Raw genomic sequence first — 12,639 nt, 5'->3', positions numbered from 1 at the left:
GACACGTTCACCGTGTCTGTGAGCACCACTGTGGAGGCGATACCTGACAATGTCCGTCAACTATTACGCTCGGCCGGCGGAACCCGCGCTGACCAGTTCCCGCGACGGCACACGCTCGTGGCGCTCGCGGTTCTCCGGGGTCCGCTCCACGAGCTCCTGCCCGCCCTGACGCCAGAGCCACAGGATGTCGCGGCCGAACGACCACACGAGCAGCCCGAGCGCCGTCAGCACGGATGCCGTCTCCACGTCGTACGGCAGGAGTCCGGAGCCCGCGACCAGCAGGATGACGCCCTGGAGGGCCGCCACCGTCTTGCGCGCCATGCTCGGCGGCAGTTCGCCGTTCAGCCAGGGCAGCACCCGGGCGGCGGCGACGAACGCGTACCGCATCGTGCCGATCAGCAGCACCCACGGACCGAGCGACATCCCGACGTACACGCTCAGCACGAGGATCAGGAACGCGTCCACCTCCATGTCGAAGCGGGCGCCGAGGGCCGAGGACGTGCCGGTCCGCCGGGCGACCTTGCCGTCGACACCGTCGAGGATCAGGGCGACCGCCGTCAGACCGACCAGCAGACTCACCGGCGGCGAGCTCTCGAAGGAGTCCGCGACCAGCGCGGTGACACCGCCCACCAGGATGGCGCGGCCGAGCGTGACCCGGTTGGCGGGCCCGAAGGAGCGGGGCTGTGTACGCCGCAGCGCGCGGGTGAGCACCGCCCAGGTGGCGAACGCGAAGACCAGACCGGTCAGCCAGCCCGCGGGCCCCATCCCGATCGCCGTGCCCAGCAGGGCCAGCACCAGGAGCTGCACGCCGGCCCCCACCATGGTTTCCTGCTGGGGGAGCCTTGCGCCGTACATGTTGTTCAGGGCCACCGCAGATCCTCCGGCCGAATGACAGATTCGATCAACGCCGCGTACCGTGTGCGCGACTTGTCACTGCTCCGTACGTGAAGACCTGCGGATTCGTTCAGGGGGACGCTCATGGAACTCACAGCTCGCGCCTTCTGGCTCGCCTCGCCCGGCCACGGCGAACTCCGTGACGTCACCCTCGACGCGCCCACGGAGGGCGAGGTACTGGTCCGTACGCTCTACTCCGGAGTCAGCAGAGGCACCGAGACCCTCGTGTTCCGTGGGGGAGTCCCGGAGAACCAGCACACCTCGATGCGCGCGCCGTTCCAGGACGGGGACTTCCCCGCGCCCGTGAAGTACGGCTATCTGAGTGTCGGCCGGGTGGAGGAAGGCCCCGCCCACCTTCTCGGGCGGACGGTCTTCTGTCTCTACCCGCACCAGACGCGCTACGTCGTCCCGGTGAGCGCCGTGACCGTCGTACCCGAGTCGGTGCCCGCCTCCCGCGCCATCCTCGCCGGCACCGTCGAGACCGCGGTGAACGCCCTGTGGGACGCCACCCCGCTGATCGGCGACCGGATCGCCGTGGTCGGCGGCGGCATGGTCGGCTGCTCGGTCGCGGCGCTGCTCGCCCGCTTCCCCGGGGTGCGGGTCCAGCTCGTCGACGCCGACCCGGCACGCGCTGCCGTCGCCCGTGCGCTCGGTGTCGACTTCGCGCTCCCGAAGGACGCCGAGGGCGAACTCGACCTCGTCGTGCACGCCAGCGCCACCGAGGCCGGACTCGGCCTCTCCCTCGGCCTGCTCGCCCACGAGGGGACCGTCGTCGAGCTGAGCTGGTACGGGGACCGCCGGGTCGCCCTGCCGCTCGGAGAGGCGTTCCATTCGCGCCGGCTGACCCTGCGCGGCAGCCAGGTGGGTTCCGTCTCCCCCTCCGGCCGGGCCGGAAGGACGTACGCCGACCGCCTGGCGCTCGCCCTCGAACTTCTCGCCGATCCGGCCTTCGACGCCCTGATCACCGGCGAGTGCTCCTTCGGTGAACTGCCCGACGCGATGGGGAAACTGGCCTCCGGATCGATACCCGCGCTGTGCCACCGTGTCACCTACGAAGAAGTTTGAGCCGACGAGAACCGGCCTGACCTCCCCGGACTCCGAAGAAAGCGTGACAGACGGCTGAACAAGGTGAACCGGACAGCCGTACTACACGACGTGATCCCGGCAGAGGATCAGACGCACCGCACCTGGAGGGTCGTCCGTTGTTCAGCATCACCGTCCGCGATCACCTGATGATCGCCCACAGCTTCCGTGGCGAGGTCTTCGGACCCGCGCAGCGCCTCCACGGTGCGACGTTCCTGGTGGACGCCACCTTCCGTCGCGCCGAGCTGGACGACGACAACATCGTCGTCGACATCGGACTGGCCACGCAGGAGCTCGGCGCCGTCGTGAGCGAGTTGAACTACCGCAATCTCGACAGCGAGCCGGACTTCAAGGACACCAACACCTCGACCGAGTTCCTGGCGAAGGTCATCGCCGACCGGCTCGCCGACCGCGTGCACGCCGGAGCCCTCGGCGCGGGGGCCCACGGCCTCGCCGGCATCACCGTCACCCTGCACGAGTCGCACATCGCCTGGGCGAGTTACGAGCGTGCCCTGTGACCGACGTGACCCTGGACCAGGCGTCCCCGCAGTCCGGCCGTGCCGCGTCCGGCTCCGGCGCCCTGAACTATGTGCCCGTGCAGAACGCGGCTCTCAAGAACGCCGAGATCATCCCCATGTCCCTGCGCACCGTGCACTTCGTCATGCCGGGCGGCGTCGACGACCCGGCCACGCCGAGCGGCGGCAACGCCTACGACCGCCGGCTCTGCCTCGACCTGCCCGGCTTCGGCTGGCAGGTGCAGCGGCACATCCTCCCCGGTGAGTGGCCCCGCCCGGCCGCCGCCGCCCGCACCGAACTCGCCCGGACCCTGGCCGACCTGCCCGACGGCACGGTCGTCCTCCTCGACGGGATCGTCGCCTGCGGAGTCCCCGAGATCATCGCTCCCGAGGCCGGCCGGCTGCGTCTCGTCGTCCTCGTCCACCTGCCGCTCGGCGACGAGAGAGGCATCGAGCCCGCCGTGGCCGCCGAGCTGGACGCCCTGGAACGTACGACACTGCGGGCCGTTTCGGCCGTCGTGGCCACCAGCGAATGGGCCGTCCGCCGTCTCGTCGCCCACCACGGACTCGCCCCCGACCGGGTCCACGCCGCCGCGCCCGGCGCCGACATCGCACCGCTCGCCTCCGGAACCGACGGTGTCTCGCGGCTGCTGTGCGTCGCCTCGGTCACGCCGCGCAAGGGCCAGCACCGGCTCGTCGAGGCCCTCGCCACCGTCACCGACCTGCCCTGGAGCTGCGTCTGCGTCGGCGGTCTCGGCCAGGACCCGGCCTACGTCGACCATCTGCGCGCACTGATCGCCAAGTACGGCCTCGGCAACCGGCTGCACCTCGCCGGACCCCAGGCCGGAGCCGAACTCGACGCCAGCTACGCCTCCGCCGACCTCATGGTCCTCACCTCTTACGCCGAGACCTACGGCATGGCCGTCACCGAGGCCCTGGCCCGCGGTATCCCCGTGCTCGCCACGGACGTCGGCGGGGTGCCCGAGGCCGTCGGACGCGCCCCCGACGGCGGAGTGCCCGGCATCCTCGTCCCCCCGGAGGACCCGGCCGCGCTCGCCGCCGAGCTGCGCGGCTGGTTCGGCGAGGCCGACGTGCGCCGCCGGCTGAAGGCCGCCGCCCGCGGACGGCGCGCCTCGCTCGACGGGTGGGCGACCACCGCGCGCAGCCTGGCCGGTGTGCTCGGCCGGCTGCCCCAGGAACCCCGGAGGGCGGCGTGAGTACCGCGACGACTCCCGCGAGCGGGCCGGACTCCGGCACCCCCGAGGAGAAGGTGAGGACTGGCGTGCCAGGTCAGCGAGCCGGGGACCCCGAAACCGACGAGGTGCGCTACGCGCCCCAGTGGCTCCAGCTGCGCGAGCCAGCCGACGCCGCCGCGCGGGCGGTCGACCTGCTCGACCCGCTGCGCATCCGGCTGGCCAACCGGTCCGTGCGCGGCGGCGCTCTCGCCATCCACGACCTCGGCTGCGGCACCGGCTCCATGGGCCGCTGGCTGGCTCCGCGGCTCGACGGCGCCCAGCACTGGATCCTGCACGACCGGGACCCCTACCTGCTGCACTTCGCCACCGTCGGGGCACCCAGGGCGGCGGCCGACGGCAGCCATGTCGGCGTCACCACCCAGCGCGGTGACATCGGGCGGCTGACCGCGGACGGCCTGGCCGGCGCCTCCCTGGTGACCGCGTCGGCACTGCTCGACGTGCTCACCGCCGAGGAGATCGACCGGCTCGCGGCGGCCTGCGCCGGCGCGGGCGTGCCCGCCCTGCTGACGCTGTCCGTCGCCGGCCGGGTCGAACTCACCCCGGCGGACCCGCTGGACGCCGAGATCACCGAGGCGTTCAACGCCCACCAGCGGCGCGGCGACCTGCTCGGCCCGGACGCCGTCACCGCCGCCTGCGAGGCGTTCGCCCGCTACGGCGCGACCGTACAGGTGCACCCGAGCCCCTGGCGGCTCGGCCGCGCGGAGGCCGACCTCACCGGGGAGTGGCTGCGCGGCTGGGTCGGCGCGGCGGTGGAAGAGCGTCCCGAGTTGGCGGAACGGGCGGAGGCGTATCTGGAGTCCCGGCTGGCGGCCTGCGCCGCGGGCGAGCTGCGGGCCGTCGTCCACCACAGCGATGTGCTGGCGCTGCCCCACCCCGCCGGAGGTGCGGCGTGAGCGCGGGCCTGGAGACGCTGGGCCCGGCCGCCGCCCCGGCGGCCGGGACCGCGGACCTCGACGGCCCGCCCCAGAACGACCCCACGGAGTCCGGTGCGCCCGCCTCGCGGGTGCCGGGCCCCGAGGGTGCCGGGCCGAGGCCCGCCCCCGCCCCGGGCCCCGGGAAGCCCACGGCCGACGGAACCTCCCGGGCCCGGCGCGTGTCCGGCAGGGTCCGCAAGCACGTCGGTACCGCCGCCGGTGTCCTGATCCTCGGTGTGCTGCTCTGGCGCCTGGGTACCGGGGTGTTCGTGGACGGGCTGCGGCGGATCGACGGGACCACGCTCACGGTGGCGGTCGTGATCGGCCTGCTCACCACGGTGTTCAGCGCCTGGCGTTGGTGCCTGGTCGCGCGTGAGCTGCGCATCGAACTCCCGCTGGGCGCGGCCGTCGCGGACTACTACCGCGCGCTGTTCCTGAACGCCGCGCTGCCCGGCGGAGTCCTCGGCGATGTGCACCGGGCCGTGCGGCACGGGCAGAGCGCCGGTGACATCGGCCGGGGCGTGCGCTCGGTGGTGCTCGAACGCACCGCGGGACAGGCCGTCCTCGTGGCCGTCGGCGCGGTGGTGCTGCTCACCCAGCCGTCACCCGTGCTCGCCCAGGCCCGCGAGAGCGCGCTGGTCCTCGCGATCGTCGCGGTGTGCGGCGCGGTGGCTTTCGGTGTCGTCCGCAGGCGGCGGGGACCCTCGGACGCCGGACGGTACCGAGCCGTCCGCGGCGCCCTCGGCGAGGCCCGGAGCGCACTGCTGGCCCGGCGCAGCTGGCCCGGTGTGACGCTCTCGTCGGTCCTGGTGCTCGCCGGACATCTGGCGATGTTCGTCCTCGCCGCCCGGGCCGCCGGATCCACCGCCTCCGTCGCCCTGCTGATGCCGCTGGCCGTGCTCGCCCTGCTCGCCATGGGGGTGCCGCTGAACGTCGGCGGGTGGGGCCCCCGCGAGGGCGCCACCGCCTGGGCGTTCGGTGCCGCCGGGCTCGGCGCCGGCATGGGCCTGACCGTCGCGGTGATCTATGGAGTGCTCAGCTTCGCGGCGGCACTGCCCGGCGCCGTGGTCCTGGTCGTCCGGTGGGGTGCCGCGCTCCGGCGCCCCCGCGAGGAGAGCGCGGGAGGGCCTGATCAGTGCAGCGTCTCGGACGTCACCAGGGAGAAATACGCTCCGAAGGCCTCGGTCAGCCCGGCGAGGAGTTCCTTCCCCTTCTCGGCGCCGGCCATCGAGGGACGGCCGATGACCCCGGAATCGGTATAGGCCGACATGCCGAGGGTGAGCAGATGCCGACGGTCGTCGGCGACGAAATCGGAGGTCTCATAACCGTCTTTGACGTATTCCGGATGGGCATGCAGGAGAATGGAGGTCTCGATTTCTCCGGCGTGCATATCGGTGAGCAACGACGTCTGCACACCGGCCCGTTCACACGCGCCCTCCCAGTCCTCCGCGGCCGGGAAAAGCGCCATGCGCGTACCGGTGCCCGCGGATTCCTGAACGACATTGCCCAGTACGTAATTCCCTCCGTGTCCGTTGACGACGACCAGAGTGTCGACGCCCGATCGCCGCAACGAAGCGGCGATGTCCCGGACGACGGCGTACAGCGTGACGGAGGAAATGCTGACGGTGCCCGGCCAGTCGGCGTGCTCGTGCGAGCAGGAGATCGTCACCGGAGGAAGAAGATGCACCGGATAGGCGTCCGCGATCTCCCGCGCGATGGCGCACGCCACCAGTGTGTCGGTCGTCAGGGGCAGGTACGCGCCGTGCTGTTCGAGGCTGCCGACGGGAAGGACGGCGACCTGGCGGGCGACACCGGCCCCCCGCTCGCGGACATCCTCCGTGGTGTCCAGTGACAGCACACCGGACACCGTCACGCGTGTTCCCGAACTACTCATCTTTCACGGCCCTTTCGACTCTGCTTAGGAACCAGATCATGACAGATAACTTTGGCGTACTCGGCGGGAATGCCCACCTCACAGGTGTCGAACGAGTCGTGATTGCCCCGCTGCCCACCGTGTACGGCGATTTCCACGCCGTCGGCTACCTAGACCACGACCTCGGCGAGGAACAAGTCGTCCTCGTGCACGGCGACTTGGACACCCTCGGAAAGGGTGACGTACTGACCCGGCTGCATTCCGAATGCCTGACGGGCGATTCCTTCGGATCCCAGCACTGCGAGTGCGGCCCCCAACTCGTCGCCTCGCTCAAGGCCATTGTGGCCGAGGGCCGCGGCGTCCTCGTCTACCTGCGCGGTCACGAGGGCCGGGGCATCGGTCTGCTGGCCAAGCTCAAGGCGATGAAGCTCCAGGCGGAGGGGCTCGACACCGTCGAGGCGAACGTCGCCCTCGGGCTGCCGGTGGACGCCCGCGACTACCGGGTGGCGGCCGAGATGCTGCACGACCTCGGCGTACGGTCCGTGCGGCTGCTGTCGAACAACCCGCGCAAGCGCGAGTCGCTGCTGCGCCACGGCATCAAGGTCGCCGAGCAGGTGCCGCTCCTCATACCGCCGTGCGAGGACAACCTCACCTACCTGCTGACCAAGCGGGAACGCCTCGACCACTACCTGCCCCACCTGGACGGCGAGGAGTGGGCGAAGGCGATCTTCGCCGGGTCGGCGAAGACGGTCGTCACCGAGGAATGACGGAAGCGGGGTGCGCGGTCCCGGGGCTGTCCGAATCAGGACCCCGGACCGGCCCCGGACCCGTATGATCGCCGCGCATTCGAGGGCACCCGACGGGACCGGGCGGCGCCCCACACCGACGGCGGGGGCGGACCATGAAGACGGCGGCGCAGGTGCCGAACGTCCGGACGGCACCCTTGCGCAGCGCCGGCTTCCGCCGGTTCGCGCTGGCCGGCCTGATCTCCGCGACGGGCTCGGCGATGGCACCGCTCGCGCTCGCCTACGCCGTGATCGGACAGGGCGGGGGAGCCGGATCGCTCGGTCTGGTGCTCGCCGTGAACACCGTTCCGACGGTCGCCTTCCTGCTGGTGGGCGGCGTGCTGGCGGACCGGATGTCCCGCAGCCGGATCCTGCTGGTGGGCAACCTGGGCGCGGCGCTGGCACAAGGGGCGCTCGCCGTCGTCGTGCTGACCGGCGCGGCCTCGACCGGTTCCATCGCGGCCTGTGGCTTCCTCTCGGGAGTCGCCGTGGCGTTCACCGGGCCCGCGGGACAGGGCGTGGTGAATCAGCTGGTGGAGCCGGAACATCTCCAGCAGGCCAACGCGCTGGTCAGGCTGCCGACCAACGCCGTACGGGTGCTCGGTCCCGTGGCGGGAGGGCTGGTCGTCACCCTCTGCGGACCCGGATGGGCGCTGACCTGGGACGCCCTCTCGTTCCTGATCGCGGCCCTGCTGCTGCGCGGGCTGCGCCTGGACGCACCTGTCGCCGCGGGCAGCGTCCTCGGTGATCTGCGCTCGGGCTGGGACGGATTCCGTTCCCGCACCTGGCTGTGGACGTACACACTGGCCGGGACGGTCGTGGTGGCCGCCTGGCTGGCCGGATTCCAGATGCTCGGACCGGTTCTCGCCGCCCGGCTGTACTCCGGAGCGAGCTCCTGGGGCCTGGTGCAGGGGGCGTTCGCGCTCGGACTGCTGACGGGCGCGCTGGTGTGCCTGTGGTGGAAGCCCTACCGGCTGCTCGCCGTCGCCGTGAGCACCGCCTCCCTGCTCTTTCTGCCGCTGGCCGCGATGGGTCTCGCGCTGCCGCTGCCCGCCGTCCTGTTCGCCGCCCTCCTCGCGGGCATCGGCCTCGACGTCGCCATCGTCGCCTGGACCACCGCTTTCCAACTGCACGTACCTGAGCGCGAGTTGGGGCGAGCCGCCGCCTTCAACAGCGTCGGCGAGCGCGCCGCGATCCCGCTCGGCTATCTGCTCGCCGCACTGGCGGCCGGCGCCTGGTCGGACCGTGAGGTGCTTCTGGTCTGCGCGGGCGTGATCGTGACCGCCACGGTGCTCAACCTGTGTGTATGGGACGTCTACCGCGTCAACCGGACGACCCCGCGCTGATCAGGACCGTACCGCCTCGTGCACCAGCCGCTTGAGCTCGGGGAAGACCGAGTGGGAGCCTTTCGGGCGCAGTTGGCTCAGGAACTGCACGGTCAGGTCGCGTCGCGGGTCGACCCAGAACGTCGTGGTGGCCACTCCGCTCCAGCCGAACGCGCCCTCGCTGGACGGCGCCCGGGTGACCGCCCGGTCCACCACGACCGAGACGCCCAGGCCGAAACCGAGGCCCGCGTTGCCGGGTTCCTGATGGACCGGGCTGCCGAAGGAGCGCCGGTCGGCGTTGCCGGGAAGCTGGTTGGCCGCCATCAGGTCCACGGTCCCGGGGCGCAGCAGACGGGTCCCGTCGAGTTCGCCGCGGCGCCTGAGCATCTCCATGAAGCGGTGGTAGTCGTGGGCCGTGGCGACCATTCCCCCGCTGCCGGACAGGAACCGGGGCCGGCCGCGCAGCGGGAGACCGGCGATCGGGGTGAGCTGCCCTTCGCCGTCCTCCCCGTACAACTCGGCGAGTCTGCCCGCCTGTTCGTCCGTGACTTGGAATCCGGCGTCCGTCATCCCGAGCGGCCCGAGGACGCGCCGGTGGAGGAAGTCGTCGAGATCCTGGCCGGACACCACCTCGATGACCCGGCCGAGGACATTGGTGGCCACCGAGTAGTTCCACCGTGTGCCCGGCTCGAACTGGAGCGGCAGCCGGGCGTACACCTCGCAGGTCCCGGCCAGGTCGGTGCCCGGTGCCACCGAGGACTCCACACCGGCGTCCCGGTAGAGCCCGTCGACGGGATGCGCGTGGTAGAAGCCGAAGGTCAGGCCCGCGGTGTGGGTCAGCAGGTGCCGGATCAGGATGGGCTGTCCGGCAGGCCGGGTCCTCGTGTCCTGCCCCGACCCGCCGACGTACACCCGCGGCTCGGCGAAGGCCGGAAGGAAGTCGGCCACCCGGTCGTCCAGTCCGAGGCGGCCCTCTTCGACCAGCATCAGGGCGGCGACCGAGGTGACCGGCTTGGTCATGGAGTAGATCCGCCACAACGTGTCGCTCTCCACCGGGAGTTCCGCCGCACGGTCGCGCCGGCCGTACGTGGTGAGGTGGGCGACCTGCCCGTGCCGGGAGACGGCGACCAGGAAACCGGGCAGTCGGCCGTCGTCGACCAGTGCGGCGAAGTGCTGGTCGAGCCGGTCCAGCGCCTCGGGGTCCAGGCCGACCGATCCCGGATCGACTTCCTGTCGCAGATGTCCCATGGCTCTCCTTCTGACCGCGGCTCGCGTCCTCAATCGTGCCAAACGTACTGGTGAGGCGTCGATGACATGGGAGAGACCGCGTCCACGGGATGACGTGAGGCCTCCGGAGCGTTGACGCGGGTATGACTGAGGAAGCGAACCAGGACGCGACACAGGACGCACTGCTGAAGCTGCTCTCCGAGTACAAGGGCGGGGTGCTCGTCACCCTCAAGAAGGACGGCAGGCCCCAGCTGTCGAACGTCAGCCATGTGTACTACCCCGACGAGAAGATCATCCGTGTCTCGCTCACCGACGACCGCGCCAAGACCCGCAATCTGCGCCGGGACCCACGTGCCTCGTACCACGTGACCAGCGCGGACCGGTGGGCGTACACGGTCGTCGAGGGCACGGCCGAGCTGACGCCCGTCGCGGGGGATCCGCACGACGAGACCGTGGAGGAGCTCGTCCGGGTCTATCGGGACGTTCTCGGCGAACATCCGGACTGGGACGACTACCGTGCCGCCATGGTCCGCGACGGCCGGCTGGTGCTGCGGCTGCGCGTGGAGCGGGCGTACGGGATTCCCGGGCGCTGAGGGCTGCTCCCTGCCGGGCGGGAGGAGTCGGAGCGAGCGTGCCTGGGCCCCTCGACAGGCAGGCCCAGGGAGCTCGTCGCGCGCCTCGGAGTCCTCGACGGACAGACCGTCCTAGAGGTCGAACTCGTGCGGCGGCAGGTCGAGCGTGAAGCACGCCTCGCGCACCACGGCCTGCTCGGTCTTGTCGAAGTCGCCGTCGGCGCCGCCGATGACGATGCCGATCTGGATGACGGCGCGGGCCTCGGCGGGCTTCTTCTTCGCCTTGGCGATCTCCTGGAGAACACTGACCTTGCCGAAGGCGAAGTCGGCGGTCAGCTTGTTCAGGTTGTCGTCGAAACGGCGCTGGAGGTCCATGGCGTCGAAGTTCTGGAGCACCTCGTTCGTGGCGATGAGCTGGGCCACGCGCTGCCGCTCGGACGGGTCGATCGAGCCGTCCGCCGCGGCGACGAGTGCGCACATCGCCATGCTCGCGTCGCGGAAGGCTCCGCTCTTGAGATCGTTCTTCTTCGCCACGAGCTGGGTCTGCATCGTCGACGCGGACTCCTTGACGCGGTCCCACAGGGCCATGAGAACTCCATGTGTGTTCAAGAGTCCGGTCCGCCCGGGCGGGCGGACCGGAAGTCTCTTCGGTTTCTAGTGCCGCGGCACTACGTCAGCACCGTGGAAACTAGTGGACCGTGACGGAAGTTCCCGGTTGATTCCACGCGGCGATCACAGGATCGCCGTGCTCGGTGGACAACCGGCTTACGGTTCCGGTCGCCAGCTGGAACAGCCGCCCCGACTCGGGCGGCAGCCCCAGCCGGCGGGCCGTGAGCACACGCAGGAAGTGCGCGTGCGCCACCAGCACCACGTCACCGGGGTGGTCGCAGAGCGCAGCGTCCACCCGGGAGAGCACGCGGTCGGCGCGCACACCCACCTCGCGGGGCGTCTCGCCGGGGTGGCCGTCCGGGCCGGGCGGCACCCCGTCGTCCCACAGCACCCAGCCGGGCCGGGCCCGGTGGACGGCGCGGGTGGTGACCCCCTCGTAGCCGCCGTAGTCCCACTCGTGCAGATCCGGGTCGGTCCGCGGACCGGACAGCCCCGCGAGTTCGGCTGTCCGTACCGCGCGGCCGAGGGGACTGGTCAGGACCTGGGCGAAGGAGTGCCCGGCGAAGAACGGAGCGAGGGACTTGGCCTGCTCCTCGCCGTGCGGGGTGAGCGGAAGGTCGGTCCAACTGGTGTGCTGTCCCGTCAGGGTCCACTCAGTCTCTCCGTGGCGGACCAGGATGAGATCGCCCATGGTCCTTCCCTACTTCGCCGACTCGACGGCGTGGCCGCCGAACTGGTTGCGCAGCGCCGCGATCATCTTCATCTGCGGCGAGTCGTCCTGGCGGGACGCGAAGCGGGCGAAGAGGGACGCCGTGATGGCGGGCAGCGGCACCGCGTGGTCGATGGCGGCCTCGACGGTCCAGCGGCCCTCGCCGGAGTCCTGCGCGTGGCCGCGCAGCTTGTCCAGGTGCTCGTCGTCCTCCAGGGCGTTGACGGCGAGGTCGAGCAGCCAGGAGCGGATGACGGTGCCCTCCTGCCAGGAGCGGAACACCTCACGTACGTCGGTGACCGAGTCGACCTTCTCCAGCAGCTCCCAGCCCTCGGCATACGCCTGCATCATGGCGTACTCGATGCCGTTGTGGACCATCTTGGAGAAGTGGCCCGCGCCCACCTTGCCGGCGTGCACGAAGCCGAAGTCGCCCTCGGGCTTGAGCGCGTCGAAGACCGGCCGGATCTTCTCGATGTTCCCGGCGTCGCCGCCGACCATCAGCGCGTAGCCGTTCTCCAGGCCCCACACACCGCCCGAGACACCGGCGTCGACGAAGCCGATGCCCTTGGCCGCCAGCTCCTCGGCGTGCTTCTCGTCGTCCGTCCAGCGGGAGTTGCCGCCGTCCACGACCGTGTCGCCGGCCTCCAGCAGGTCACCGAGTTCGTCGATGACGGTCTGGGTGGGGGCGCCGGCCGGCACCATCACCCAGACCACGCGCGGGCCCTCGAGAGCGCCCACGAGTTCGGCGAGGCTGTGCACGTCGGCGAGGTCCGGATTACGGTCGTAGCCGACGACGGTGTGGCCGGCGCGGCGTATGCGCTCGCGCATGTTGCCGCCCATCTTGCCGAGACCGATGAGTCCGAGCTGCATTGTCAGT

General features: G+C 71.3%; 13 protein-coding genes and 1 pseudogene. 8 read left to right on the top strand and 6 right to left on the bottom strand.

Annotated features, from left to right (window positions below; all coding sequences use genetic code 11):
* Nucleotides 1-63: 63 nt before the first annotated feature.
* Entirely contained in the window at nucleotides 64-870 is an 807-nt protein-coding gene (locus ABZV42_RS10325) for a CDP-alcohol phosphatidyltransferase family protein (RefSeq protein WP_355978459.1), read from the bottom strand.
* A 108-nt stretch (nucleotides 871-978) separates the two neighbouring features.
* On the opposite strand from ABZV42_RS10325, the gene ABZV42_RS10320 reads away from it, so the two are divergent.
* From ABZV42_RS10320 to ABZV42_RS10300, 5 genes and pseudogenes are all read left to right on the top strand, one after another.
* Nucleotides 979-1,959, top strand: coding sequence for a zinc-binding alcohol dehydrogenase (locus ABZV42_RS10320; RefSeq protein ID WP_355978456.1), 981 nt, complete (start codon nucleotides 979-981; stop codon nucleotides 1,957-1,959).
* A gap of 137 nt (nucleotides 1,960-2,096) precedes the next feature.
* Complete coding sequence (locus ABZV42_RS10315) at nucleotides 2,097-2,495, top strand: 6-carboxytetrahydropterin synthase (protein ID WP_326784542.1); 399 nt, start codon at nucleotides 2,097-2,099, stop codon at nucleotides 2,493-2,495.
* Between the two features lie 11 nt (nucleotides 2,496-2,506).
* On the top strand, nucleotides 2,507-3,709 hold the full coding sequence (locus ABZV42_RS10310) for a glycosyltransferase family 4 protein (RefSeq protein ID WP_356051625.1): 1,203 nt from the start codon (nucleotides 2,507-2,509) through the stop codon (nucleotides 3,707-3,709).
* Between the two features lie 53 nt (nucleotides 3,710-3,762).
* Nucleotides 3,763-4,641, top strand: a complete 879-nt coding sequence (locus ABZV42_RS10305; protein WP_355978880.1) for a class I SAM-dependent methyltransferase — start codon at nucleotides 3,763-3,765, stop codon at nucleotides 4,639-4,641.
* Nucleotides 4,638-5,657: pseudogene (locus ABZV42_RS10300) on the top strand (lysylphosphatidylglycerol synthase transmembrane domain-containing protein); the annotation flags it as partial. The gene ABZV42_RS10305 and the pseudogene ABZV42_RS10300, both read left to right, overlap by 4 nt.
* A 137-nt stretch (nucleotides 5,658-5,794) precedes the next feature.
* On the opposite strand, the gene ABZV42_RS10295 reads toward ABZV42_RS10300, so the two are convergent.
* A complete protein-coding gene (locus tag ABZV42_RS10295) occupies nucleotides 5,795-6,556 on the bottom strand; it encodes a creatininase family protein (protein WP_355978452.1) in 762 nt (253 codons plus the stop codon).
* A gap of 38 nt (nucleotides 6,557-6,594) precedes the next feature.
* On the opposite strand from ABZV42_RS10295, the gene ribA reads away from it, so the two are divergent.
* Nucleotides 6,595-7,302 (top strand): GTP cyclohydrolase II, encoded by a 708-nt coding sequence (gene ribA, locus ABZV42_RS10290; protein WP_355978449.1) that lies wholly within the window; start codon nucleotides 6,595-6,597, stop codon nucleotides 7,300-7,302.
* Nucleotides 7,303-7,436: 134 nt separating this feature from the next.
* The gene (locus tag ABZV42_RS10285; RefSeq protein ID WP_356051545.1) at nucleotides 7,437-8,666 is read left to right on the top strand and encodes an MFS transporter; all 1,230 of its coding nucleotides are present in this window, start codon (nucleotides 7,437-7,439) and stop codon (nucleotides 8,664-8,666) included.
* On the opposite strand, the gene ABZV42_RS10280 is transcribed toward ABZV42_RS10285, so the two are convergent.
* Entirely contained in the window at nucleotides 8,667-9,893 is a 1,227-nt protein-coding gene (locus ABZV42_RS10280) for a serine hydrolase domain-containing protein (protein ID WP_355978443.1), read from the bottom strand. It lies immediately after the preceding gene.
* 122 nt (nucleotides 9,894-10,015) lie between these two features.
* On the opposite strand from ABZV42_RS10280, the gene ABZV42_RS10275 reads away from it, so the two are divergent.
* Entirely contained in the window at nucleotides 10,016-10,465 is a 450-nt protein-coding gene (locus tag ABZV42_RS10275) for a PPOX class F420-dependent oxidoreductase (RefSeq protein ID WP_355978440.1), read from the top strand.
* Between the two features lie 111 nt (nucleotides 10,466-10,576).
* Here ABZV42_RS10275 and ABZV42_RS10270 read toward each other — a convergent pair whose 3' ends face one another.
* From ABZV42_RS10270 to gnd, 3 genes are all read right to left on the bottom strand, one after another.
* On the bottom strand, nucleotides 10,577-11,032 hold the full coding sequence (locus tag ABZV42_RS10270; RefSeq protein ID WP_355978438.1) for a TerB family tellurite resistance protein: 456 nt from the start codon (nucleotides 11,030-11,032) through the stop codon (nucleotides 10,577-10,579).
* Between the two features lie 100 nt (nucleotides 11,033-11,132).
* Nucleotides 11,133-11,744: a histidine phosphatase family protein gene (locus ABZV42_RS10265; protein ID WP_355978435.1), complete on the bottom strand. Its 612-nt coding sequence runs from the start codon at nucleotides 11,742-11,744 to the stop codon at nucleotides 11,133-11,135.
* Nucleotides 11,745-11,753: 9 nt separating this feature from the next.
* Nucleotides 11,754-12,632 (bottom strand): phosphogluconate dehydrogenase (NAD(+)-dependent, decarboxylating), encoded by an 879-nt coding sequence (gene gnd, locus ABZV42_RS10260; protein WP_355978433.1) that lies wholly within the window; start codon nucleotides 12,630-12,632, stop codon nucleotides 11,754-11,756.
* Nucleotides 12,633-12,639: the final 7 nt, after the last annotated feature.

It is taken from the genome of Streptomyces sp. NPDC005281, assembly GCF_040607495.1.
In the GTDB taxonomy this organism is placed as follows: Bacteria; Actinomycetota; Actinomycetes; order Streptomycetales; family Streptomycetaceae; genus Streptomyces.
Note: the sequence above shows the minus strand (reverse complement) of the source record. Positions and strands in the feature narration are given on the sequence as shown.

Excerpts from the sequence above, each read along its gene's own strand:
- ABZV42_RS10320 (WP_355978456.1), top strand. The coding sequence starts at position 979 with ATGGAACTCACAGCTCGCGCCTTCTGGCTCGCCTCGCCCGGCCACGGC.
- ABZV42_RS10295 (WP_355978452.1), bottom strand. The coding sequence starts at position 6,556 with ATGAGTAGTTCGGGAACACGCGTGACGGTGTCCGGTGTGCTGTCACTG.
- ribA (WP_355978449.1), top strand. The coding sequence starts at position 6,595 with ATGACAGATAACTTTGGCGTACTCGGCGGGAATGCCCACCTCACAGGT.
- ABZV42_RS10285 (WP_356051545.1), top strand. The coding sequence starts at position 7,437 with ATGAAGACGGCGGCGCAGGTGCCGAACGTCCGGACGGCACCCTTGCGC.
- ABZV42_RS10280 (WP_355978443.1), bottom strand. The coding sequence starts at position 9,893 with ATGGGACATCTGCGACAGGAAGTCGATCCGGGATCGGTCGGCCTGGAC.
- ABZV42_RS10275 (WP_355978440.1), top strand. The coding sequence starts at position 10,016 with ATGACTGAGGAAGCGAACCAGGACGCGACACAGGACGCACTGCTGAAG.
- ABZV42_RS10270 (WP_355978438.1), bottom strand. The coding sequence starts at position 11,032 with ATGGCCCTGTGGGACCGCGTCAAGGAGTCCGCGTCGACGATGCAGACC.
- ABZV42_RS10265 (WP_355978435.1), bottom strand. The coding sequence starts at position 11,744 with ATGGGCGATCTCATCCTGGTCCGCCACGGAGAGACTGAGTGGACCCTG.
- gnd (WP_355978433.1), bottom strand. The coding sequence starts at position 12,632 with ATGCAGCTCGGACTCATCGGTCTCGGCAAGATGGGCGGCAACATGCGC.